Annotated in this window: 23 protein-coding genes; 12 read left to right on the forward strand and 11 right to left on the reverse strand. The window is 70.3% G+C overall.

The genetic code is table 11. From position 1 onward, the window contains the following. Nucleotides 1-16: 16 nt before the first annotated feature. Genes MWN52_RS05705 through MWN52_RS05715 form a run of 3 tightly spaced genes read right to left on the reverse strand, consistent with a single transcriptional unit; the run spans nucleotide 17 to nucleotide 1,512 of the window. Nucleotides 17-241, reverse strand: coding sequence for an RNA-binding S4 domain-containing protein (locus tag MWN52_RS05705; RefSeq protein ID WP_130529011.1), 225 nt, complete (start codon nucleotides 239-241; stop codon nucleotides 17-19). Between the two features lie 59 nt (nucleotides 242-300). Continuing rightward, entirely contained in the window at nucleotides 301-951 is a 651-nt protein-coding gene (locus MWN52_RS05710; RefSeq protein ID WP_286576987.1) for a hypothetical protein, read from the reverse strand. Between the two features lie 33 nt (nucleotides 952-984). After that, the gene (locus MWN52_RS05715; RefSeq protein WP_286576988.1) at nucleotides 985-1,512 is read right to left on the reverse strand and encodes an RNA polymerase sigma factor; all 528 of its coding nucleotides are present in this window, start codon (nucleotides 1,510-1,512) and stop codon (nucleotides 985-987) included. Between the two features lie 108 nt (nucleotides 1,513-1,620). Between MWN52_RS05715 and ubiM the strand changes: the two genes are divergently transcribed. The 4 genes from ubiM (at nucleotide 1,621) to MWN52_RS05735 (ending at nucleotide 7,101) form a co-directional block, all read left to right on the forward strand. Then, complete coding sequence (gene ubiM, locus MWN52_RS05720) at nucleotides 1,621-2,808, forward strand: 5-demethoxyubiquinol-8 5-hydroxylase UbiM (RefSeq protein ID WP_286576990.1); 1,188 nt, start codon at nucleotides 1,621-1,623, stop codon at nucleotides 2,806-2,808. Between the two features lie 134 nt (nucleotides 2,809-2,942). Continuing rightward, nucleotides 2,943-4,871 (forward strand): DEAD/DEAH box helicase, encoded by a 1,929-nt coding sequence (locus MWN52_RS05725; protein WP_286576991.1) that lies wholly within the window; start codon nucleotides 2,943-2,945, stop codon nucleotides 4,869-4,871. Between the two features lie 322 nt (nucleotides 4,872-5,193). After that, nucleotides 5,194-5,937, forward strand: coding sequence for a pseudouridine synthase (locus tag MWN52_RS05730; RefSeq protein WP_286576993.1), 744 nt, complete (start codon nucleotides 5,194-5,196; stop codon nucleotides 5,935-5,937). Between the two features lie 90 nt (nucleotides 5,938-6,027). Next, nucleotides 6,028-7,101, forward strand: coding sequence for a GGDEF domain-containing protein (locus MWN52_RS05735; protein WP_286576994.1), 1,074 nt, complete (start codon nucleotides 6,028-6,030; stop codon nucleotides 7,099-7,101). 10 nt (nucleotides 7,102-7,111) lie between these two features. Here MWN52_RS05735 and MWN52_RS05740 read toward each other — a convergent pair whose 3' ends face one another. Next, nucleotides 7,112-8,056, reverse strand: coding sequence for a DMT family transporter (locus MWN52_RS05740; protein ID WP_286576995.1), 945 nt, complete (start codon nucleotides 8,054-8,056; stop codon nucleotides 7,112-7,114). Nucleotides 8,057-8,097: 41 nt separating this feature from the next. Beyond that, nucleotides 8,098-8,946: a DUF72 domain-containing protein gene (locus tag MWN52_RS05745; protein WP_286576996.1), complete on the reverse strand. Its 849-nt coding sequence runs from the start codon at nucleotides 8,944-8,946 to the stop codon at nucleotides 8,098-8,100. Between the two features lie 150 nt (nucleotides 8,947-9,096). Between MWN52_RS05745 and MWN52_RS05750 the strand changes: the two genes are divergently transcribed. The 6 genes from MWN52_RS05750 (at nucleotide 9,097) to MWN52_RS05775 (ending at nucleotide 15,743) form a co-directional block, all read left to right on the forward strand. Further along, complete coding sequence (locus MWN52_RS05750; protein ID WP_286576997.1) at nucleotides 9,097-10,134, forward strand: lipid A deacylase LpxR family protein; 1,038 nt, start codon at nucleotides 9,097-9,099, stop codon at nucleotides 10,132-10,134. A gap of 24 nt (nucleotides 10,135-10,158) precedes the next feature. Next, entirely contained in the window at nucleotides 10,159-10,638 is a 480-nt protein-coding gene (rraA, locus tag MWN52_RS05755) for a ribonuclease E activity regulator RraA (RefSeq protein WP_130519837.1), read from the forward strand. 104 nt (nucleotides 10,639-10,742) lie between these two features. Then, complete coding sequence (locus MWN52_RS05760) at nucleotides 10,743-12,593, forward strand: ABC transporter ATP-binding protein (RefSeq protein ID WP_286577687.1); 1,851 nt, start codon at nucleotides 10,743-10,745, stop codon at nucleotides 12,591-12,593. Between the two features lie 183 nt (nucleotides 12,594-12,776). Then, entirely contained in the window at nucleotides 12,777-14,051 is a 1,275-nt protein-coding gene (locus MWN52_RS05765) for a cyclic di-GMP phosphodiesterase (RefSeq protein WP_286576999.1), read from the forward strand. 53 nt (nucleotides 14,052-14,104) lie between these two features. Beyond that, nucleotides 14,105-15,325, forward strand: coding sequence for a putative bifunctional diguanylate cyclase/phosphodiesterase (locus MWN52_RS05770; RefSeq protein ID WP_286577001.1), 1,221 nt, complete (start codon nucleotides 14,105-14,107; stop codon nucleotides 15,323-15,325). A gap of 70 nt (nucleotides 15,326-15,395) precedes the next feature. Next, complete coding sequence (locus tag MWN52_RS05775; RefSeq protein ID WP_286577003.1) at nucleotides 15,396-15,743, forward strand: GFA family protein; 348 nt, start codon at nucleotides 15,396-15,398, stop codon at nucleotides 15,741-15,743. A gap of 8 nt (nucleotides 15,744-15,751) precedes the next feature. On the opposite strand, the gene MWN52_RS05780 is transcribed toward MWN52_RS05775, so the two are convergent. Then, nucleotides 15,752-16,687, reverse strand: a complete 936-nt coding sequence (locus MWN52_RS05780) for a LysR substrate-binding domain-containing protein (RefSeq protein WP_130519842.1) — start codon at nucleotides 16,685-16,687, stop codon at nucleotides 15,752-15,754. A 199-nt stretch (nucleotides 16,688-16,886) separates the two neighbouring features. Here MWN52_RS05780 and MWN52_RS05785 point away from each other — a divergent pair, with 199 nt between their 5' ends. Then, a complete protein-coding gene (locus MWN52_RS05785) occupies nucleotides 16,887-17,798 on the forward strand; it encodes a DMT family transporter (protein WP_286577005.1) in 912 nt (303 codons plus the stop codon). 34 nt (nucleotides 17,799-17,832) lie between these two features. Then, a complete protein-coding gene (locus MWN52_RS05790; protein WP_286577007.1) occupies nucleotides 17,833-18,327 on the forward strand; it encodes a DinB family protein in 495 nt (164 codons plus the stop codon). Between the two features lie 60 nt (nucleotides 18,328-18,387). Here the strand turns inward: MWN52_RS05790 and MWN52_RS05795 are convergent, their stop codons facing one another. The 5 genes from MWN52_RS05795 to ybeY all read right to left on the reverse strand — a co-directional run bounded on the left by MWN52_RS05795 (nucleotide 18,388) and on the right by ybeY (nucleotide 22,682). Next, the gene (locus tag MWN52_RS05795) at nucleotides 18,388-19,317 is read right to left on the reverse strand and encodes a peptidylprolyl isomerase (RefSeq protein ID WP_425608083.1); all 930 of its coding nucleotides are present in this window, start codon (nucleotides 19,315-19,317) and stop codon (nucleotides 18,388-18,390) included. Nucleotides 19,318-19,471: 154 nt separating this feature from the next. After that, complete coding sequence (locus MWN52_RS05800) at nucleotides 19,472-20,656, reverse strand: lipoprotein N-acyltransferase Lnb domain-containing protein (RefSeq protein WP_425608084.1); 1,185 nt, start codon at nucleotides 20,654-20,656, stop codon at nucleotides 19,472-19,474. 2 nt (nucleotides 20,657-20,658) lie between these two features. Beyond that, entirely contained in the window at nucleotides 20,659-21,522 is an 864-nt protein-coding gene (locus MWN52_RS05805) for a CorC family transporter (RefSeq protein WP_130519850.1), read from the reverse strand. 81 nt (nucleotides 21,523-21,603) lie between these two features. Continuing rightward, on the reverse strand, nucleotides 21,604-22,188 hold the full coding sequence (locus MWN52_RS05810; protein WP_286577009.1) for a hypothetical protein: 585 nt from the start codon (nucleotides 22,186-22,188) through the stop codon (nucleotides 21,604-21,606). Then, entirely contained in the window at nucleotides 22,185-22,682 is a 498-nt protein-coding gene (gene ybeY / locus MWN52_RS05815) for an rRNA maturation RNase YbeY (protein WP_286577011.1), read from the reverse strand. Before ybeY ends, MWN52_RS05810 begins: the two co-directional genes overlap by 4 nt. Nucleotides 22,683-22,690: the final 8 nt, after the last annotated feature.

Genomic DNA, 22,690 nt, shown 5'->3' on the forward strand with positions numbered 1-22,690 from the left:
GCCCGCGCCGTCAGGCTCAGGCCGGATCCATCACCCGGATCTCGACCTGATCGTCGACCCGCACGACCTGGCCGGCGCGGATCTTGGCGGTCTTGCGCAGCTCCTGGGCGCCATCGACGCTGACCACGCCGCTGGCGACCACTTGCTTGCCCATGCCGCCGCTGTCGACCAGGCCGCACAGCTTGAGCAGGATGTGGAGTTCGACGTATTCGCCGTCGAGATCGAATTCGAGGATCTGCATGCGCGCAGTCTAGGGCCCGAGCGGGGACGGATGACAGGCCCCGCCCCGGGCCGCGGCGCTCATTCGCGTTCGAAGGCGTGCAGCTCGTCCAGGGTGCGCCGGGCGTCGCGCAGGCTGCGCGGCGCGTCGTTCCCCTCGCCCAGGCGGGCGTCGCGGCGGCGCAGATACGCGAGGGTCGCGATCAGGCCGATCGCGCCGACGGCGGCGCTGACCCAGATGAAGGCCGGCGCGGTGACGAACAGGTCCACGCCCAGATTGGCCTTGACCTCCAGGACGAAGATGGCGATCCACAGGAACCACCACGGCAGTCCCAGCCACCGGTTGGCCAGGCGCTGCAGCCGCACCAGGCCAAGGGCGCGTCGCTGGATGTCCAGCACCGGCGCGGCATAGTCGATCTTCGAGATCCGGCTCAGCGTCAGGCCGGCCAGCACCAGGGTCAGCACGCCATAGGCCAGCATGAACACGCTGCAGGCCAGCAGGTGCGGCGTGGCCAGGTGCTTGAGGCCGGTGGTGATGCCGAAGTAGATCAGCGCATCGCCGAACAGGATCTGCGCGATCTTGCCCGCATACATCCAGCGCATGTTGCCGCGCACCCGGTCCAGCCCGCGTTCGCGCAGCAGCTGCCGGGCCAGCGTGTCGGACTGTTCGATGCGGCGGCCCAGGGTTTGCCAGGCGGCCTTGAGTTCGTCGGGTTCCATGATGTGGTCCATGTGGGAAGTCCAGGGAGGAGAGGGCGGCAGTAGTCAGAGTTCGGCGCGGATGCGCTGCTTGAGCCGTGCGATCTTGGTGGTGACATTGGTCTGGGTCAGGCCCAGGATCTCGGCGATCTCGCGCGTGGGGCGGTCTTCCAGGTACAGCACCAGCAGGGCGCGCTCCAGCGGCGGCTGGCGGGCCATGAAGTCGCGCAGTAGACGCAGCTGCTGGTCGCGTTCGGGATCGGCCGCGTTGGGATCGGCCAGGTCGTGCAGGTCCTCGTCCATCGGCAAGGCGTGGCGCTGGCGCAGCGCGTGGCCGCGCACCTGCGAGATCGCCACGTTCAGCGCGATGCGGTACATCCAGGTCGAGAACGGGCGGTCGCCGTCGTAGCGCGGGAACGCGCGCCACAGCTGCGCGGCGATCTCCTGCGCCAGCTCGGCCCGGTCCTCGGGATGGAAGGCGTAGCTGGCCGCGACCTTGAGCACGATGCCGCGATGGGCCTCCAGCAGGGACTGGAAGCGCGTCTGGGCAGTGGGGTCAGGCGCGGTGGCCGAGGGCATGGCGAGGTCGTCCATGGAATAAGGGGGCAGTGTGCGTCGATGCCAGGGTGATTCGCGCCGACGCGCCGCTTGTCACAGCCCGCCTTGCGCCAGATCAATGCGGCGCGCACCGATCCCGCTAGGATGCGAGCCATTCTCATCTCGACGGGTGCGCATATGCGGTTCGACGTGGTCATTGGCGGGGCCGGCCCGGTCGGGCTGTGCCTGGCGCGCGCGCTGGCCGCGCAGGGGCGCCGCGTCGCGGTGGTCGATCGCCAGCCGCGCGCGGCGCTGGAGGCGCCCGCCTTCGACGGCCGCGAGATCGCCCTGACCCATGCCTCGCGGCAGCTGCTGGAGGCGCTGTCAGTCTGGCCGCGGCTGGACGCGCGGACGATCTCGCCGCTGCGCCAGGCGCGGGTGCAGGACGGCGTGTCGCCGTTCGCCCTGGACATCGGCGGCGGGGAAGGCCAGGAGGCGCCGCTGGGCTGGCTGGTGGCTAACCACCACCTGCGGCAGGCGGCATTCGAGGCCGCGCTGGCGCACCCGGGCGTGACCCTGCTCGACGGCGCCGGCGTGGCCAGCCTGCGCCGCCATCCCGACCGGGTCGAGGCCACGCTGGACGACGGCCTGGTCCTGCAGGCCGACCTGCTGGTGGCCGCGGACGGGCGCCTGTCCGCGCTGCGCCGGCAGCTGGGCGTCGGCGCCGAGCTGCACGAGCTGGGCCGCAGCATGCTGGTCTGCCACGTGGCCCACGCGCAGCCGCACCACGGCGTGGCGCTGGAGTGGTTCGCCTACGGGGCGACGGTGGCGCTGCTGCCGCTGACCGGCGCGGTGTCCTCGCTGGTGCTGACCCTGAGCCCGCAGCGCGCCGCGGCGATGCTGCAACTGGACGAGACCGCCTTCTCGGCCGAGGTCTCGCGCCTGTGCGAAGGCCGCCTGGGCGCGATGCGCCTGGCCAGCACGCGCCATATCTATCCGCTGGTTTCCAGCTACGCCCGGCGCCTGGCCGGGGCCCGCTTCGCCCTGGCCGGCGATGCGGCGGTGGGCATGCATCCGGTGACCGCGCACGGCTTCAACTTCGGCCTGGGCGGAGTGGGGCGCCTGGCCGATGCGCTGGACGGCCACGCGGATGCGGGCAATCCGGCGCCGCTGCAGGCCTACGCCCGCGCCCACCGGCGCGCGACCTGGCCGCTGTACGCGGCCACCCAGCTGGTGGCGCGGCTGTACGCGGACGAGCGCCCGGGCGCGCGCCTGCTGCGCGGCGGCGCGCTGCGCCTGGCCGCGGCGGTGCCGCCCTTCCGGCAGGCCTTGCAGCACCATTTGCAGCACTAACTCGCCGGTCCGGGCGCCGCGGACCCTGCCGGGCGGGTTGGGGCCCGAATCCGGCGGAAAGCGCCATTCAAAGCGCGTCGGGCCGCCAGGGCGCACAATAGGCGGCCGTTACGCGTCTTCAAGCGAGCTGCATCATGTCTTCCGAAACTGCCGCACCCGCGGTGCCGTTCTCCGCCCTTGGCCTGTCCGCGCCGGTCCAGGCCGCCCTGGTCGCCGTCGGCTACGAGTCGCCTTCGCCCATCCAGGCCGCCACCATCCCGGCGATGCTGGCCGGACGCGATGTGCTGGGCACCGCGCAGACCGGCACCGGCAAGACCGCAGCGTTCGCCCTGCCGGTGCTGTCCAAACTGGACCTGTCGGCCGGCAAGCCGCAGGTGCTGGTGCTGGCGCCCACGCGCGAGCTGGCCATCCAGGTGGCCGAGGCGTTCCAGAAGTACGCGGCCAAGATCCCCGGCTTCCACGTCCTGCCCATCTACGGCGGCCAGAGCTACTACCCGCAGCTGCAGGCGCTCAAGCGCGGCGTCCATGTGGTGGTCGGCACCCCGGGCCGGGTGATCGATCACCTGGAGCGCGGCTCGCTGGACCTGTCCGGCCTGACCACGCTGGTGCTGGACGAGGCCGACGAGATGCTGCGCATGGGCTTCATCGACGACGTCGAGACCGTGCTGCAGAAGACGCCGCCCACCCGCCAAGTGGCGCTGTTCTCGGCGACCATGCCGGCGCAGATCCGCCGCATCGCCCAGACCTATCTCAACGATCCGGCCGAAGTCACCATCGCGTCCAAGACCACCACCTCGGCCAACATCAGCCAGCGTTACTGGTTCGTCTCGGGCCTGCACAAGCTCGACGCGCTGACCCGCATCCTGGAGGCCGAGACCTTCGATGCGATGATCATCTTCGCCCGCACCAAGGCCGGCACCGAGGAGCTGGCCGAGAAGCTGCAGGCCCGCGGACTGGCCGCCGCCGCGATCAACGGCGACATGCAGCAGGCGCAGCGCGAGAAGACCATCGCCCAGCTCAAGGACGGCAAGCTGGACATCCTGGTGGCCACCGACGTGGCCGCGCGCGGGCTGGACGTGGAGCGCATCAGCCACGTGCTGAACTACGACATCCCCTACGACACCGAGAGCTACGTCCACCGCATCGGCCGCACCGGCCGCGCCGGACGCAGCGGCGAGGCGATCCTGTTCGTGACCCCGCGCGAGAAGTCGATGCTGCGCGCGATCGAGCGCGCCACGCGCCAGCCGATCACCGAGATGCAGCTGCCCACGGTCGAGGCGGTCAACGACCGTCGCGTGGCGCGGTTCCTGGCGCGCATCACCGATACGCTGGCCACCGGCGAGGCGGGCGAGTACCGCGCGCTGATCGAGACCTACGAGCGCGAGCACAACGTGCCGGCGGTGGACATCGCCGCGGCGCTGGCGCGGCTGCTGCAGGGCGACACGCCGCTGCTGCTGTCGGCCGCCGACCGCGCGCCGCGCGGCGAGCGTCTCGAGCGCGCTGCGCGTCCGGAGCGCAGCGAGCGCTACGAGCGTGCGCCGCGCCCCGAGCGCGCTGAACGCGGCGAGCGTCCGCCGCGTTTCGAGCCGGGCGAGCGGAGCGAACGCGCGCGCCCGGAGCGGCCGGCGCATGCGTCCTTCGACGAGGCCCCGGCCGAACGCCCGCGGCGTGCGCCGGCCGGCGAGGCCGAGGTCGGCATGGAGCGCTACCGCATCGAGGTCGGCCACGCCCATGGCGTCAAGCCGGCCAACATCGTCGGCGCCATCGCCAACGAGGCCGGGCTGGAGAGCCGCTACATCGGCCGCATCGACATCCAGGACGATTACTCGATCCTGGACCTGCCCGAGGGCATGCCGCGCGAGACCCTGACCCATCTGAAGAAGGTCTGGGTCTCGGGCCAGCAGCTGAAGATCCACAAGGTCGGCGAGGACGCCGGCGACGAGGCCCCGCGCGGTTTCCGCCCCGCCTCGGCCCGCCCCGGCGCTGGCAAACCGCGCCCCGGCGGCAAGCCCGGCTTCAAGCCGGCGGCCAAGCCGCACCGCAAGGGCCCGCCGAAGGACTGAGCTTCGCCCCCCTCCCTTGCGCGCAGCGCAGGGGAGCTCGAAATCGCGGCTAGCGATTGAGGGGGGAGGGAGCTTTTCGCCATTCGCGTGATGTTTGGAAGGCAACCGCAACAGCAACAGCGACCCCTCCCCAACCCTCCCCTGCGCTGCGCGCAAGGGAGGGGGCGGATCATGCGGTCTGACGCGATGCTGCCAACGCCAATCCCCAATCCCCAATCCCCAATCCCCAATCCCCAATCCCCAATCCCCAATCCCGAATCCCCAATCCCCAATCCCGAATCCCGAATCCCGAATCCCGAATCCCGAATCCCCAACCGCCTCCATGACCGACACCTCCCCCCCCACCCCCACCCGCCTCAACAAGCACATCGCCGAGACCGGCTTCTGCTCGCGGCGCGAGGCCGATCGGCTGATCGGGGAGCGGCGGGTGACGGTCAACGGACATCCGGCCGGCGCGGGCGCGGTGGTGGGGCCGGAGGACGTGGTCCTGGTCGATGGCCAGCCCCTGCGCGCGCGGACGGTGTCAAAGTCGAGCGGGCGGCGCCACGTCTATATCGCGCTGAACAAGCCGGTCGGCATCACCTGCACCACCGAGGCCAGCGTCAAGGGCAACATCGTCGACTTCGTCGGCCACGAGCAGCGCATCTTCCCGATCGGGCGGCTGGACAAGGACTCCGAAGGGCTGATCCTGATGACCAGCAACGGCGACATCGTCAACCAGATCCTGCGCGCCGAGAATCGTCACGAGAAGGAGTACCTGGTCGAGGTCAACAAGCCGGTGACCGAGGAGTTCCTGCGCGCCATGGCCAAGGGCGTGCGCATCCACGACCAGATGACGCTGCCGTGCCGCACCGGGCGCATCGCCAAGTTCGGCTTCCGCATCGTGCTCACCCAGGGGCTGAACCGGCAGATCCGGCTGATGGCCGCCGCCTTCGGCTATCGCGTCACCCAGCTGCGCCGGGTGCGGATCGACAACGTCAAGCTGGGCCCGCTCAAGCCGGGCCGCTGGCGCAATCTCACCGATGCCGAGCTGCGCGGTCTGCTGCCCGATCTGACGCAGTGGTAAGCACGCGCCACTGAGCCACCCTGTGACAGGCTGCGTGGTTTTAGCTTTCCTCGATTGGTCCGACGAACGGTCACTGGCTAAGTTCGCCGGATGCCAAGTCCCCCGCATCCGCACGACGAAGCCAGGCGTCAGGCCGTCCTGGCGCGCTATCACATCCTGGACAGCGAGAACGAACAGGCCTACGACGATCTGGTCACCATCGCCGCGCGCATCTGCGATGCGCCGATCGCGGCGATCAGCCTGATCGACGAGGATCGCCAGTGGTTCAAGTCGCGCAAGGGCGTGGAAGCCCAGCAGACCGGGCGCGACATCTCCTTCTGCGGCCACGCCATCCTGGCGCCCGAGGAAACGACGGTGGTGCGCGATGCGAGTACCGATGCGCGCTTCCTCGACAATCCCCTGGTGACCGGCGCGCTGGGCGTGCGCTTCTACGCCGGCGCGCCGCTGGTGACGCCCGATGGCCAGGCGCTGGGCGCGCTGTGCGTGCTGGACAGCAAGCCGCGCACGCTCAGCCCCGGGCAGGCCGAGGCGCTGCGCGCGCTGGCGCGCCAGGTGATGTATCTGCTGGAGCTGCGGCGCATCTCCGGCGCGCTGGCCACGCAGATGGCCGAGCGCGACTGGTACGAGCAGCAGCTGCGCCAGTACCAGGACGAGCTGGAAGTCCAGAACGCCGACCTGGCCGCGCAGACCCGCACCGACCCGCTGACCGGCCTGCCCAATCGCCGCGCGCTGACCATGGCGCTGGACATGATGCTGGAGCAGCACGCGGCCGGGTGCGGCAAGGGCGTCAGCGTCGCGGTGGTCGATGTGGACCACTTCAAGGTGATCAATGACGTGCACGGCCACGCCACGGGCGATGAAGTGCTGGTGGCGCTGGCCGACACGCTGCGCGCGCACAGCGCCGACGGCATGGCCGCGCGCTACGGCGGGGAGGAGTTCGTGATCCTGTTCCCGGACAGCACCGGCGAGCAGGCGCGTGCGCAGTGCGAGTTCCTGCGCACCGCGGCCACCTCGCTGCCGGTCGACCTGGCGGTGACGGTGAGCATCGGCGTGGCCGAATGCCGGCGCCGCGACGACACGGCCGAGGACGCCTTCCGCCGCGCCGACCAGGCGCTGTATGCAGCCAAGCGCGGCGGCCGCGACCGCGTGGTGCTGGCGCCCTAGGCGGGCGGGCTCAGTCGGCCACGCTCTTGGCTTCGGCGGTGACCAGCAGCTCCGGATGCGCGCCTGGGCTGCGCCGGGCCACCACCGGGTGGGCGAAGACCGCGACCAGGATGATCGCCACGCCGCCGTAGAACATCGGCGTGAGTTCGCGCTGCTCGCCCAGCAGCACGATGGCCAGCAGGATCGCGTAGACCGGCTCCAGGTTGGTGGCCAGCTGCATGCCGTAGGCGCTGACCTGGCGCAGGGCCACCAGCGCCAGGGCGAAGGGCAGCAGCGTGCAGACCAGCGACAGCACCACCAGCAGCGCCGCATCGTGCAGGCCGGGCAGGACCAGCAGCGCGCCGCCGAAGCCGGGCACCAGCGCCATCAGCGGCGCCAGCGCGGTCAGCAGCACGGTGCCGGCGCCCAGCTCCAGGGCGGTGACGGTCAGCGGTTCGCCGCCTTCGACCATGCGCTTGTTGAGCGAGCCGAACACCGCCACCAGCAGCGCCGACAGCGCGCCGACCGCGATGCCGGCGCGCATCTCGTGCGGCACTCCGCCGACCACCATCGCCACGCCGGGCAGGGTGGCGATGCCGAAGAACAGCTCGCGCGCATCGAACGGCCGGCGCGTCACCCATGGTTCGATCATCGCGGTGAACGCCGGCGCCAGCGCGATGCAGGTCGCCGCGACCGAGGCATTGGCCAGCTTGATCGCGCCGTAGAAGGTCAGCCAGTGCAGCGCCACCAGCGCGCCGATGCCGGCATAGGCCCAGCGCCGCCGCACCGGCATCGCGCGCAGGCCGCGCCAGACCGCCGGCAGCAGGGCCAGGGCGAGCACCACCAGCAGCATGCGCCACCACACCAGGGGCAGCGCGGGCAGGGTGATGAGCTTGCCGAGGATGGCGGTGAATCCCCACAACAGCACGCACAGGTGCACTTGCAGGTGGGCCTTGCGGCGGGCGGACATGGGCATGCCTGCCATTATCGCCGTGCCGCCACGCCGTGGCGACGAGATTACTTACGCAACCGTTCCAGCAAGGCCATGGCCGCGGCGGGGTTGCGCTCCTTGGCCGCGGAGATGAAGAACACGAAGACCTCGCGCGGCCGCTTTGGCGCCGGCGTCGGGCCTACGTGCGGCAGCTCCTCGGGGTCCTCGCCGGCGCGCCAGGCGCGCGCGCGGCGCGCCCAGGCATCCAGTTCGGCCGCCGGATAGCCGGTGGCCTCGTCGCTGCGGCTGGCCATCAGGCGCGCATAGACGAAGTCGCCAGTGATATCGGCGAAGGAGAGATATTCGGTGGATTCGGAGAACACGGTTCCCATGCCGTGCGCGCGGACCAGGGCCAGGAAGTCGGGCGTGATGAAGTCCGGATCGCGCACGTCCAGCACGTGCCGCAGCGTGCGCTTGCCGGCCTTCTTCGGCAGCAGGTCGAGGAAGCCTTCGAACTGCTCGGCATCGATCCTGCGCCCGGCCTCGAACTGCCACACCAGCGGCCCGAGCTTGTCGCCCAGCTCGCTGATGCCGCCGATGAAATCCTCCACCTGCGCGCGCGTGCCGGTCAGCTTGCGCGACTGGGTGATGCGCTTGGGCGCCTTGGCCGAGAACATGAACCCTTCCGGCGTGGCATCGCGCCACTTGGCGTAGGTGGCCGGCTGCTGGGTGCCGTAGTAGGTGCCGTTGATCTCGATCGCGGTGAGGCGGGCGCTGGCGTATTCCAGCTCCAGCCGCTGCACCAGGCCGGCCGGGTAGAAGTTGTCGCGCCAGGGCGCGTACACCCAGCCGCCGATGCCCACGCGGATGCCCTCCGGGGCGGCGGGCGTCTGGAACAGATCGGCGTCGGGCGCTGCGGCGCTGCGTTTGGCCATCACGGTGCTCCGGCAAGGGCGAGGGCCGGTGAGCATAGCCGGGCAGGCTGGCAAGACCGGCCATCGCGACGCTGCTTGTCATGCCTTCACACCAATTTCAGTACTGAGCCGTTCATGATTCCCTGCACTCAACTTTCACGCGGGAATCCCATGTCCAAGGCAGGCTGGCTGCTGGTTGCAGCCACGGCGAGCGGCAGCGCGCAGGCGGTCACGTCGGAGCAATGTCCCACCCGCACCGACATCCCCAAGGCCGTCAGTCTCCGCGTCGACAACGACCTGTTCGGCGGCGATCACCAGGACCAGGGCTATACCAGCGGTGTGGAGCTGGGTTGGGTCTCGGCCAACCTGAAGGACTACCAGGACGATCCGTGTCTGTCGCCGATGGCGCGTCTGGTCAATCGCTACCTCAATGCGATCAAGCCGGAGGGCTTCGATGAGCAGAACATGGTCTTCAACCTCGGCCAGGCCCTGTACACGCCCAAGGACAACACCCGCAGCGACCTGATCCCGGACGACCGACCCTATGCCGGCGTGCTGATGGCCACCTTCGGCTACAACGCGCGCAAGGGCGATGCGCTGCAGACCACGCAGATCGGCCTGGGCTGGGTCGGGCCGTCGGCGCGCGGCAAGCAGATCCAGGAGGCGGTGCACCGGGTGCTCAGCGACAAGAAGTTCCGCGGCTGGGACAACCAGCTGCGCGACGAGCCGCTGTTCCTGCTGCGCCACGAGCGCATGCATCGCTTCGCGTGGGGCTCGGGGCTGTGGACCTGGGACGCGATCACCCATTACGGCGCGGCGCTGGGCAACTACCAGACCTTCGCCAACGGCGGCGCCGAGCTGCGCTTCGGCCGTCACCTGCCCGACGACTTCGGCAGCACGCCGCTGCGCCCGGCCGGCGAGGACACCGCCCCGGCCAGCCAGACCCGTCCGGGCGGCGAATGGCGCTTCCACGCCTTCCTGACCACCGACGTGCGCTGGGTGCTGCGCGACATCACCCTGGACGGCAACACCTGGAAGGACAGCCACAGCGTGGACAAGCGCAATGTGGTGGGCTACGTCGGCTACGGCGTGGCGGTCATGAAGGGGCGCTGGAAGTTCGCCGTGGCGCGCTACCATTCCAGCCGCGAGTTCGACGGCCAGAGCGAGCCGCCGGTGTTCGGCAGCTTCACCATCAGCCGGGCGCTGTAGTCCCGTCCCAAGCGGAGAATGCCAATGCCCCAGTGGAGTACGCCCGACCTGTGCGATGCCCATCCCGAGGTGCAGGTGGCCGAGCCGCTGTTCCGCGACTTCGGCGGCGCGCAGGCCTTCAGCGGCACGATCGTCACCCTGCGCTGCCCGGAGGACAACTCGCGCGTGCGCGAGCAGGTCGAGCAGGCCGGCACCGGCAAGGTGCTGGTGATCGAGGCCGGCGGTTCGCTGCGCCACGCGATGCTGGGCGACATGCTGGCCGAAAAGGCCGTGGCCAATGGCTGGTCCGGCGTGCTGGTGCACGGCTGCGTGCGCGATGTGGAAGTGCTGGCCAACCTGCCGCTGGGCATCAAGGCGCTGGCCGCCGTGCCGATGAAGACCGAGAAGCGCGGCCTGGGCGAGGTCGATGTGCCGGTGCGCTTTGCCGGGGTGTCCTTCGTGCCCGGGCAGTGGCTGTATGCCGATGCCAACGGGGTGATCGTGGCCGAGCATGCGCTGACCTGAGACCAGGCGCAGGCGAGGCGGGTCGAGGAGCGGGCAAGGACGGCGCCGTCCTTGTCTTCGCCGCTGCTCACGCCGGACTCCTCTAGACTTCGCCTGCTCCCATGATCTTCCGCTGGTTCGAATCGCTGATCGACGTGTTCGGCCGTCCCGACGAGGCGACGCCGCCGCACGGGCTTGTGCGCTTCTACCTGCACTATCTGCGGCCGGGCGGCTGGGTGCTGGCGGCGATGTTCGTGGTCGGTTTCGCGGTGGCGCTGGTGGAAGTGGCGCTGTTCGACTTCCTCGGCAAGCTGGTGGACCTGGCCAAGGACGAGACGGCGGCCGGCTTCTTCGACCGCCACGGCCCGCAGCTGCTGGGCATGGCGGGCGTGGCGCTGGTGCTGCGGCCGCTGCTGATGGCCCTGGGCGACCTGCTGATGCACCAGTCGGTGACCCCGGCGCTGACCGCGCGCACGCGCTGGCAGCAGCATCGGCACGTGGTGCGGCAGAGCCTGGCCTTCTTCCAGAACGACTACGCCGGCCGCATCGCCAACCGGATCATGCAGACCGGCGCCTCGCTTCGCGAGTCGGCCACCCAGCTGATCGATGCGCTGTGGTACGTGGCGGTGTACACCGGCAGCGCGCTGGTGCTGTTCGCCCAGTCGGATTGGCGGCTGATGCTGCCGCTGATCGCCTGGCTGCTGGCCTACGTGGCGGCGCTGGCGTATTTCGTGCCGCGGGTGAAGGAGCGCTCCTGGCGCGCGTCGGAATCCAGGTCCAGGCTGATGGGCCGGGTGGTGGACGGCTATACCAACATCGCCACGCTCAAGCTGTTCCCGCATCCGCGGCGCGAGGACGACTACGTCGCCGAGGCGGTGCGCGAGAACCTGGGCAGCGTGCAGCGCATGACCCGCATGACCACCGCGATGGACGTGGTCATCGCCGTGCTCAATGCCTTGATGATCGTGGGCACCGCCGGCCTGGGCCTGTGGCTGTGGCAGCGCGGCGCGATCACCGTTGGCGCCATCGCCCTGTCCACGGGACTGGTGATCCGCATCGAGAACATGGCCGGCTGGATCATGTGGGTGGTCAACGGCCTGTTCGAGGACATCGGCACGGTCCAGGACGGCATGGAGACCATCGCCCGGCCGCATACCGTCATCGACCGTCCCGACGCGCCGCCGCTGCGGGTCACGGCCGGGCAGGTGCGCTTCGAGGACATCCACTTCCACTACGGCCAGCGTGGCGGGGTGATCGCCGGGTTGAACCTGACCGTGGCCGCCGGCGAGCGGATCGGCCTGGTCGGTCCGTCCGGCGCCGGCAAGTCGACCCTGGTCAACGTGCTGCTGCGGCTCTACGACCTGGAGGCCGGGCGCATCCTGATCGATGGCCAGGACATCGCCGGCATCACCCAGGCCAGCCTGCGCGGGCAGATCGGCGTGGTCACCCAGGACACCTCGCTGCTGCATCGCTCGATCCTCGATAACCTGCGTTACGGCCGTCCCGAGGCGACGCCCGAGCAGGTCGCGGCGGCCATCGCACAGGCGCGTGCCGATGGCTTCATCGATACGCTGGTGGATGGTGAGGGGCGCACCGGACTCGATGCCCACGTGGGCGAACGCGGGGTCAAGCTCTCCGGCGGACAGCGCCAGCGCATCGCCATCGCCCGGGTGCTGCTGAAGGATGCGCCGATCCTGCTGCTGGACGAGGCCACCTCGGCGCTGGATTCGGAGGTCGAGGCGGCCATCCAGGACAGCCTGGACGTGCTGATGCGCGGCAAGACCGTCATCGCCATTGCGCATCGGCTGTCTACGATCGCCCGGATGGACCGGCTGGTGGTGATGGATGCGGGGCGGATCGTGGAAACCGGGACCCACGCCGAGCTGCTGGCCGAGGGGGGGCTCTATGCGCGTTTGTGGCAGCGGCAGACGGGAGGATTCGTGGCCGCCGACCCGCTCGTCGGGGACGCGCGCTAGTCGCTAAAGAAAGCCGTCGGCCTGCCGTTACGCTGCTCAGTCCGTCTTTCCTTGAAAGCCGGCTGGGGTCTGGGGATGATGCGTGCAAGGGATGGGTGCATGTTCGCTGATGCGACTGCGAGAACGGCAGGGACTGCGATGGCTGCGACGGCTGCAAGTACTGCGAGGGGCGGGCATCAACGGATGTGGATCGAGGAACGCGAGCTGCAGGTGGGCGAGCTGCGCCCGGGGATGTACGTCAGCCGGCTCGACCGCGACTGGCTGGGCACGCCGTACATGCTGGAAGGATTCCTGATCGAAAGCCCGGCCGATATCGCCGAGCTGGCCAAGTACTGCGCCAAGGTCACCGTCGATGTGGTCAAGAGCGAGAGCTTCGTGCGCGCCGCCCTGCGCAAGCCGGCCGCCGCGCCCATGGTCGTGGGCGACCCGGAGCCGGCGCCGGCGAAACGGCGCAAGCCCTACGTGATCCCCGAACTGGCCACGCTGACCGCCAATCCGCGCCCGATCCTGTCGCGCGTCCAGGACGAAGTGCCGCGTGCCAGCCAGGCGCTGGAATCGGTGGACCGTGCCGCCGGCGGCATCATCGCCGAGCTGCGCAACGGCGGCCGGCTGGACGTGGAGGCGGTCGAGGAGGCGGTGACGCCGGTGGTGGACAGCATCGTGCGCAATCCCGATGCGTTCTTCTGGCTGGAGGCGCTGCGTCAGCACGACGGCTACACCTACAGCCACGCGGTGAACTGCTGCGGCTTCATGGCCGCCTTCGGCCGGCATCTGGGATTCCCCGATGAGGCCCTGCACGACCTGGCCACCGCCGGGCTGCTGCTGGACATCGGCAAGACCGCCTTGCCCGAGTCGCTGCTGGAACACGATGGCGCCCTGTCCGCCGAAGAGCTGGAGCTGCTGCGCAGCCACCTCGGCCACAGCCTGCGCCTGTACGACGCCTCGGGTGCCTCCAACAGCGTCGTGCGCGAGATGATCCTGACCCACCACGAGCGCGAGGACGGCTCGGGCTATCCCGCCGGCCTGACCGGCTCGCAGATCCCGCTGTTCGGGCGGATCGCGGCGATCGTCGACTCGTTCGACGCCATGACCAGTCCGCGGCCCTACCGCGAGCCGCTGTCGCGCTACGAGGCCATGCAGGCGCTCTACCGCCAGCGCGGCGCGTCCTATCAGCCCGATCTGGTCGAGCAGTTCGTGCAGTGCCTGGGCGTGTATCCGACCGGCAGCCTGGTGGAACTGTCCACCGGCGAGGTCGCCATCGTGGTCGAGCAGAACCCGGTGCGCCGGCTGTTCCCGCAGGTCATGCTGCTGACCGATGCCGACAAGCAGCGGCGCGAGGCCTTCGAGCCGCTGGACCTGCGCGACACCTGGGGCGCGCACGACAACCGCCAGATCAGCATCCGCAAGGGGCTCAAGCCGGGCAGTTACGGGCTCGATCCCAAGGAACTCTATCTGTGAGATGTGCACGGGCCAGCATGACGCTGCGCCAGGCAGGGCGCTAGGACGGCCGGATGCTCAACCGCGAAATCCTGTTCGACACCATCGCGCGCCTCGTGCCCGAGCCGGCCGCGGGCGGCGCGCTGCTGGTGGTGCGCATGCAGCGGCTGCGCGAGTACGAGGCGGTGTTCGGCTACGGCGCCAGCGATGCGCTCATCGCCGCCTTCACCGCGCGCCTGGGCGACTGCCTGCGCGAGGTCGATGCGCTGGTGCGCATCGGCGAGTGCGATTTCGCCGTGCTGCTGCCCGGCGTGCGCGACCAGAACCTGGCCATGCTGGCCGCAGGCAAGATCGCGCGCGCCTTCCGCTATCCGCTGGAAGCCGGCGGCCGCCCCTCCCGGGTGACCGTGGCCGTGGGCGTGGCCATGGCTGTCAATGCAGCCGACGCCGAGCAGCTGTGCCGGCACGCCGACGTGGCCTGCGCGAGCGCCGCCCAGCGGCCTGAGCATCACGCGCTGTATGCGGGGCAGATGCCGGCCAGCGTGGGCTACGAAGACCTGCACCGCGCGATCCACCACAATGCGCTGCAGGTCCACCTGCAGCCCATCTTCGCCCTGGACAGCGGTGCCCTGCGCGGCTTCGAATCGCTGGCGCGCTGGCACGACCCCGTGCTGGGTCCGGTGCGGCCGGACCTGTTCGTCGTCGCCGCCGAGCAGACCGGCCTGATCGACGGCCTGACCCGCTGGAGCATCAACGCCACGCTGCGCCACTGCGCGCCGGTGTTCGCCGAGCATCCGGACCTGCAGTGCGGCTTGAACGTGTCGCCGATCGCGCTGACCGCCGGTGGCTTCGTCGAACAGATGGCCTCGGCCCTGCGCATCTGGAACGTCAACCCCGCCCAGGTGATGCTGGAAGTCACAGAGACCGCCTTCGTCGACAATCCGCAGCAGATCGGCCAGGCGCTCACGCGTCTGCGCGAGATGGGCCTGCGCATCGCGGTGGACGATTTTGGCGTGGGCTATTCCTCGCTGTCCTACTTCCGCCACTTCCATGTGGACGAGCTGAAGATCGACATGAGCTTCGTGCGCGACGTCATCGACAGCCGGCGCATGTGCCGCCTGGTCGAATCGATCGTCAACATGGGCCACAGCATGGAAGCGGTGGTGGTGGCCGAAGGCATCGAGAGCTCGGCTATCTGGAGCCGCCTGCGCGAGATCGGTTGCGACCTGGGCCAGGGCTACTACCCCGGCCGCCCGGCGCCGGCGGAAGAGGCCCTGGCGCAGTTCGTCGACTGAAGGCGCCGCCGGCCCGCACGCGCCGGGCGATGGGCCTAGACTGGCGCTTCCAACGCGCGGAGCGCTCGCCATGCACCATGCCGGAAGTTGCCACTGCGGCGCCATCGACTTCACCGTGACCGGTGAGGTACGCGAGGTGATCGACTGCAACTGCTCGCTATGCCGGCGCCGCGGCGGCCTGCTCTGGTTCGCGCCGCGCGCGGCGTTTTCGCTGCGCAGCGATCCAGGCGCGGTCCAGACCTACACCTTTCACTCGCACACGTTGCGCCACCACTTCTGCGCGATCTGCGGGATCGCGCCCTACAGCGAAGGCACCGGGCCGGACGGCGCGGCGATGGTCGCGATCAACGTGCGCTGCCTGCCGCAGCTGGATCTGGCCTCGCTGACTATCCTTCCTTACGACGGCGCGGGCCGCTGACGCGGCTTTCAACCCGGTGCGCGGCCGAGCAGCTCGTCGGGCACCGCCGGCATCGGCGTGCGCGTGTCCTTGGCCTGTTCCTTGAGCCAGTCCATGAACAGCCGCGCGGCTGGCGACAGCGGGCGATGCGTGGCGTGCACGGCGTAGTAGGCGAAGCGCGCGCGGATGGCCGGGCCGGGCAGACGCACCAGCTCATAGCGCTGCAGATAGGGCAGGGCGATGTGCTTGCGCGCCAGCGCCGCGCCCAGGCCGTAGACCGCCGCGCGCATCACGTCGGTGCTGTCGCTGAACACATGCGCGATCGGCAGCTGCGCGCCGTGCACGCCGACTTCGCGGAACCACTCGCGCCAGCCCTGCAGCCCCAGGTCGGCCAGTAGCGGCAGCCGGGCGATCTGGGCCGGCGTGGTCACCTCGCCGATGCCGTGCAGCGCAGGGGAGGCGACCGGGAACAGCTCGTCGTCCATCAGGTGATGGGCGGTGATGCCCGGCCAGTCGCCGCTGCCATAGCGGATGCCGACCTCCGGGCCGTTGTCGTCGAAGCGCGCCATCGCCGGGCTGGAGTCCAGTTCCACCCGCACCCGCGGATAGGCGGCGCAGAAGCGCGGCAGGCGCGGCAGCAGCCAGCAGTAGGCCAGCGAGTGCAGCGTGGTCACCTTCAGCGGCACCACCTCGGATTGCGGATGCAGCGCGCCGGCGACCGCGGCCACGTCGGCCAGCGCGGCGGTGGCGGCATCGGCCAGCTGGCGGCCTTCCGGAGTGAGCTTGACCCCGCGCGCGTGACGCTGGAACAGGCTCACGCCCAGCAGCGCCTCGAGCTTGCGCACGTGGTGGCTGACCGCGCTGGCGGTCAGGTGCAGCTCCTCGGCGGCATGGGCCAGGTTCTGGTGGCGGGCGGCCGCGGCGAACACGCCGAGGGAGGGCAACAGGGTCGGGCGCAGGTGCATGGCGAGGCACAAATCAGATTTGTGGCAGGCGCCGATACTACGCGCTTGTGGGGCCGGGCCGCGCGCTAGACCATGCAATCACGCTGCGATGTCCGGAACCGGCCAGCGCGACGCCGCCGCCTCGCGCAGGCTGGCGGCGCCTGCCGACGGCGCGCTGCCGTCCGCACCTTCCCTCACGATTTCCATGTGGAACCGCGCCATGTCCCATGCCTCGCCTTCGGCCGCCTGCCCGCCCACCCACACCGCCCGCGACTGGCGCACGCCCATCGAGCTGGCCGTGCTGGGCGTGATCTGGGGCAGCTCCTTCCTCTTCATGCGCGTGGCCGCGCCGCATTTCGGCGCCTATGCCCTGGTCGAGCTGCGTCTGTGCCTGGGCGCGCTGGTGCTGCTGCCGTTCCTGTGGCGCGACCGGGCGCAGTTTCCGGCCAGGCGCTGGCCGGTGCTGGCCGGCATCGGCGTGCTGAACTCGGCCTTGCCCTTCCTGCTGTTCGCCTGGGGCGCGCAGCACGCGCCGGCGGCGATCGGCGCCATCACCAATGCGATGACGGTGCTGTTCACCGCGCTGATCGCCTTCCTGTTCTTCGGCGAGAAGATCGGCGCGCGCCGCGCCATCGCCCTGCTGGTCGGCTTCATCGGCGTGCTGGTGCTGGCCACCGGCAAGGCCGGCGGCCTGAGCGTGGGTCCGGCGGCGCTGGCCGGCGCGACCGCGTCGCTGCTGTACGGCATCGGCTACAACCTGGTGAAGCGGCACATGGCCGATCTGCCGCCGGCCAGCTCGGCGGCGGCGACGCTCAGTTGCGCGGCCCTGCTGCTCTCGCCGCTGGCGGTGACCCACTGGCCCACCGCGCCGGTGCCCGGCGTGGCCTGGGCCTGCGCCGGCGCGCTGGGCATCCTGTGCACCGGCCTGGCCTACCGCGTGTACTACCGCCTGATCCAGCGCATCGGTCCGGCCCGCGCGGCCACGGTGACCTATCTGATTCCGGTGTTCGGCGCGCTGCTGGCCTGGGCCATCCTGGGCGAACCGCTGACTTGGACGATGCTCCTGGCGGCGGTGCTGATCCTGGGCAGCGTCGCGGTCAGCCAACGCGCCGCGGCCAGGCGTCCGCGCTGACGCCGCCTCGGGCCTGACCTTTGGGAGCAAGCGGATGGAGAAGCAGTTCGGCTACAAGGCATGGGCCAACGCGGAGCTGTTCGAGGCGCTGGCCGTGATCGATCCGCAGCAGCATCCGGCGCAGTGGAAGCGCGCGGTGCGGCGGATGAATCACGCCTACGTGGTGGACCGGATCTTCGCCGCGCATCTGCGGGGAACGGCTCACGGCTACCAGGCGACCAATACGCCGGACACGCCGACCCTTGAAGCCTTGCGCGAAGACGTCGCCGCATCCGACGCTTGGTACCGCGCCTACGTCGCCACGCTGGACGCGAAAGCACTGGATGAACCGGTCCGCTTTGCCTTCACCGACGGCCAAGCGGGCACCATGACCCGCGCGGAGATCCTGTTCCACGTGCTGGCGCATGGCGCCTACCATCGCGGCAACGTGGGGATGGTGCTGGCCGAGTGCGGCTGCGATCGCCCCAGCGACACCTTCACCCGCTATCTGCACGCCAGCGAACCGGGGCGGCGCCAGGGGATTGTCTAGGACGCGCGGATCGCGTCGGCACGTCCCGCGGCGCTGACGCGGCGGCTCTCCGCGCCTGGCTTACTTCTTGCCGCCCGGCGTCCGCACCGGCAGCGGCACGTTGCACAGGTCGATGTGGCCGGCCGGACGCTTGTAGAAATCGTCCACGCGGTTGCGCTTGGCTTCGACCACGTCGCGGAAGGTCTGGCTGTCGGTGCGCAGCAGCTCCAGCGGCGTGCGCTCGGCGGCGGGCACCTCGCTGGCCAGGCGGATCGACTTGATCGGCGTGCGTTGCGCCGGGTCGGTGTAGAAGCCCATCGGCTCCGGACCGCGCTGGATCGTGCTCAGCAGCTCCATCCCCTTCACCACGCGGCCGACCACGGTGATGTTGTCGTCCAGCTGGCGCGGCGACTGGCCGATGACCACGTACAGCTCGGCGCCGATGCTGCTGTCGTCGGCGTTATTGCGGCCCGCGCCCAGCGTGCCGTAGCAATGCGCCAGCCAGGCCTTGCCGTCGGCGCCGTCGCGCGCGGCCGGGAAGCCGTCGACGAAACCCACCTGCCTGGCCCAGCCATCGCGGTCGGGCAGCGGCTGGAAGTTCAGGCCCTTGGCGCTGCGGTGGAACTCGGCCGGCAGATGCGTCTTCGCGCTGCCCAGCGACTTGGCCTTTGCCGGGTCCTCGCCATCCACGTCGCCGAACTGCACCACGAAGTTGTCCTGCGAGCGGTAGATGCTGGTGCCATCCCAGAAGTGCTCGTGGGCCAGGGTCGTGATGTTGGCCACATGCTCGGGCGCGAACGCCGGCGCCAGTTCGATCACCACCCGGCCGCTGGCCAGCTCCAGGTAAAGCGTGCGCGCCGGGTCGAGCGTGCGCCAGTCGCTGGCCGGCGATGCGTCGAGGATCTGCTGCCCGCTGCGGTACGGCTTCTTGGCCTGCGCGGCCGCGCCCACGGCCATGGCGGGCAAGAGCGCGAGCAGCAGCGCGGCGGTGAGGCGGGCGGGAGCGGGCATGTGGCGACTCGTGGCATGGAAAGGATGGGCCCGATTCTGACCGGGCGCCCCGCGCCACGCCAGCGAGGCGCGCGCCTGCGCGCTCCAGCAAGACAGGCGGGAAGCGGAACCCGACGCTGGCGCAGGCCCGCGCGGGGCCTGCAAGCTTGCGGAATCAGCGCGTCGCGCGCTGTGCGGTCAGCACGTAGGCCAGCGCCAGATGCACCGGCACCAGCAGCGCGACCCAGGCGATGTTGGCCTGCACGTTGAACGGGAACCAGTGCAGCATCCACGCCAGCACCGACAGCGCCGCCACCAGGCGCAGCTGCCAGCGCGACCACGCCGCCAGCGCGCGGCCGCGCAGCACCTGCACCGCCGCGGGCAGCAACAGCACGCACAGCGGATCGAGCAGCAGCAGGTTGCGGTTGGCCCAGCCGGCCACGTGGCCGCTGCCGAACCAGATGAACAGCATCAGCGCGCCGGCCAGCGTGCACACCAGCCAGAACACCAGCGCCACCCCGCCGACCACGCGCCGCGCGCGCGTGCCCAGCCACACCAGCGCGAACGCCACCAGCACGCCGGCCAGCAGCCACGGCCACCAGCTGCGCGCAGTCTCCGGCGGCTCGGGTGCGATGCGGTGCGGCAGCAGTTGTTGGGTCGACTGCACCAGCGGGCGGCCCTGGGTGTTCTTCACCTGGGTCAGCGCATCGGCCAGGCGCATCGGCACGAAGGCCTCGTCCCAGCGCGAGAGCTGCCGGTCGGCGTAGGGGCCGAAGCCCAGGTCGAAGCCGATCCACATCCACCAGGCCGGCGAGGCCAGGCGCACCGACTCGCTGCGGTAGGTGTTGCCGCGCGAACGGCCGGCCAGCTGCTTCTTCAGCGCCCCGCCCATGGCCGCATCGAGCGCATCGCGCACCTGCGTGGCGCAGTTGCTGGTGAAGTAGTCGTAGGGATAGCGCGCATTCTCCGGACGCGCGCGCCAGGCCAGCGAATCGGCCAGCGCCTGCGCCTGCTGCGGGGTCAGGTCCAGCCACTGGATCGACACGCCGCGGCCTTCGGCCTGGTAGCTCTGCAGGTCCTCCTGCAGCGGCAGCGCGACCAGGTAGTACAGCATCTTGCCGTCGATGAAGCGGCGCACGAAGCCCGGTTCGTCCGGATCGAAGAAGCCGAAGTTGTACGAGGTGGCCTGGCCGGTCTGCGGGTCGGCGACCACCAGCGCGTCATGGCCGAAGCGTTCGAAGAACACCTCGCCCGGCTGCATGGTCATCACGCCGATGCGCGGCGCGGCCGGCGCGGCACAGGCCAGCAGCGCGAACACGAGCACGCACAGCAGGCGCGCCAGCAGGCCGGTGGTCTTCAAGCTCAATCCTCGGGCAATACGCCGACGTGGAAGGCGTGCACGCGGCGCGCATCGGCCTTGGCCACGCGGAAGGCGAAGCGCCCCAGCGTCAGCTCCTCGCCGGTCTCGGGCAGGTGGCCGATGGCGTCGGTGACCAGGCCGCCGACGGTGTCGTACTCGTCGTCGGGGAAGTCCGCGCCGAAGCGCTCGTTGAAGTCCTCGATCGGCGTCAGCGCGTCGACCACGTACTGGCCATCGGCCTGTGCGGCGATGCGCGAGGCCTCGTCCTCGGCCTCGTCGTGCTCGTCGTCGATCTCGCCGACGATCTGCTCCAGCACGTCCTCGATGGTGACCAGGCCCGCCACGCCGCCGTATTCGTCCACCACCAGCGCCATGTGGTTGCGCGAAAGGCGGAACTCCTTGAGCAACAGGTTGAGCTTCTTCGATTCGGGGATCAGCACCGCCGGGCGCAGCAGCTCGCGTACCGTGCCCGGGCCGTTGTCGGCGACCACGCCGCGCAGCAGGTCCTTGGCCAGCAGGATGCCCAGGATCTCGTCCTTGTTCTCGCCGTGCACCGGGAAGCGCGAGTGGCCCGATTCGACCACCTGCTGCATCAGCTGCAGGAAGGGCGTGTCCACGGCCAGGGAGACCATCTGCGAGCGCGAGACCATCACATCGCCCACGGTGAGTTCGGCCACCGACATGGCGCCTTCCATCATCGTCACGGTGTCGGCCTCGAGCAGGCCGTTGTGCTGGGCGTCGCGCAGCAGCGCGAGCAGGTCTTCGCGGGATTCCGGTTCGCCGGAGAACGCCTGGCTCAGGCGTTCGAGCCAGCTGCGTCGTTTTTCAGGGATTTCCGACGCGGTTGTACTGTCGTCTTCAGACATTGGGGGGTGGACGGCACCCGGCAATCGCGGGCGTGGCCGGCAGTCTAGCAGAACGGTTTCGGGCGCCGGCTGACGTCGCGTTCAGTGGGCCTGAGCCTGGGCGGCGGGCGCCGCCGGGGCCGGATCGGGGCCTTCGGTGTCCAGGTTGTAGCTGCAGCCGGCCAGGGTCTTGCCCGGGTGCGAGGCGACGTTGGAGACATTGAGGATGATGGCCTGGATCAGGGTCTGGCCGCTGGCCGGATCGGTCCGTGTCGTCGCGCGCAGCTGCTTGCCGAAGATGGCCTTCTCCGGCGTGTCGATGCCGGTCTCCAGCCCCAGCTGGTGCGCCAGCGGGCGCGGGTCGGGCAGGTCCAGGATCGCCATGATGCTGTCGCCGGCGAAGGCGATCCGGTCGGTGGCATGGCCGAAGACGGTGATCGGCGCGGCCAGCTGGAATTCGGTCATGAACTGGTTGACTTGCGGCAGCGGCTTCCAGCCCAGCGCCACGGCCTTGAGCGGGTCGCTCACGGCCGGGGCCAGCGCGAGGAAGTCCGGGACCTCCTTGCGGCATTCGATCAGCGCAGCCAGGTCGGGCTTGGCGATCGGCGTGGCCTCGGTCGCATGCGCGCGCGGCAGGGCGAACGGCGCGCACAGCAGCAGCGCGGTGGCGAGCGCGCGCCGGCTCATGCAGCGCCGTCCGCCGCGTAGGGATCGTCGATGCCCAGCTCGGCCAGGATCTCGCGTTCCAGCTGCTCCATCGCCTCGGCCTCGGTGTCGTCCTCGTGATCCCAGCCCAGCAGGTGCAGGGCGCCGTGCACGGTCAAATGCGCGTAGTGCGCCAGCAGCGCCTTGTCCTGCTCGCGCGCCTCGCGCGCCACGACCGGCGCGCAGATCACCAGGTCGCCCAGCAGCGGCATGGTCACGCCCTTGGGCAGCTTGATCGTCTCGTCCAGCTCGCCCGGGAAGGACAACACGTTGGTCGCGTAGTCCTTGCCGCGGTAATGCCGGTTGAGCGCACGGCCTTCCTTGGCATCGACCAAGCGGATGGCCAGGTCGGCCTCGCGGATGCGGCCCTTCAGCGCCGCGGCGACCCACTTGCGGAAGCTCACCGCGGACGGAAGGCCGGCGCGCGGCAGCGCATAGCTGACCGCGACCTGCAGATGGATCGGACCCTGGGTCATGTCGGTTT

It is taken from the genome of Pseudoxanthomonas winnipegensis, assembly GCF_030322905.1.
Taxonomy (GTDB): Bacteria; Pseudomonadota; Gammaproteobacteria; order Xanthomonadales; family Xanthomonadaceae; genus Pseudoxanthomonas_A; species Pseudoxanthomonas_A winnipegensis.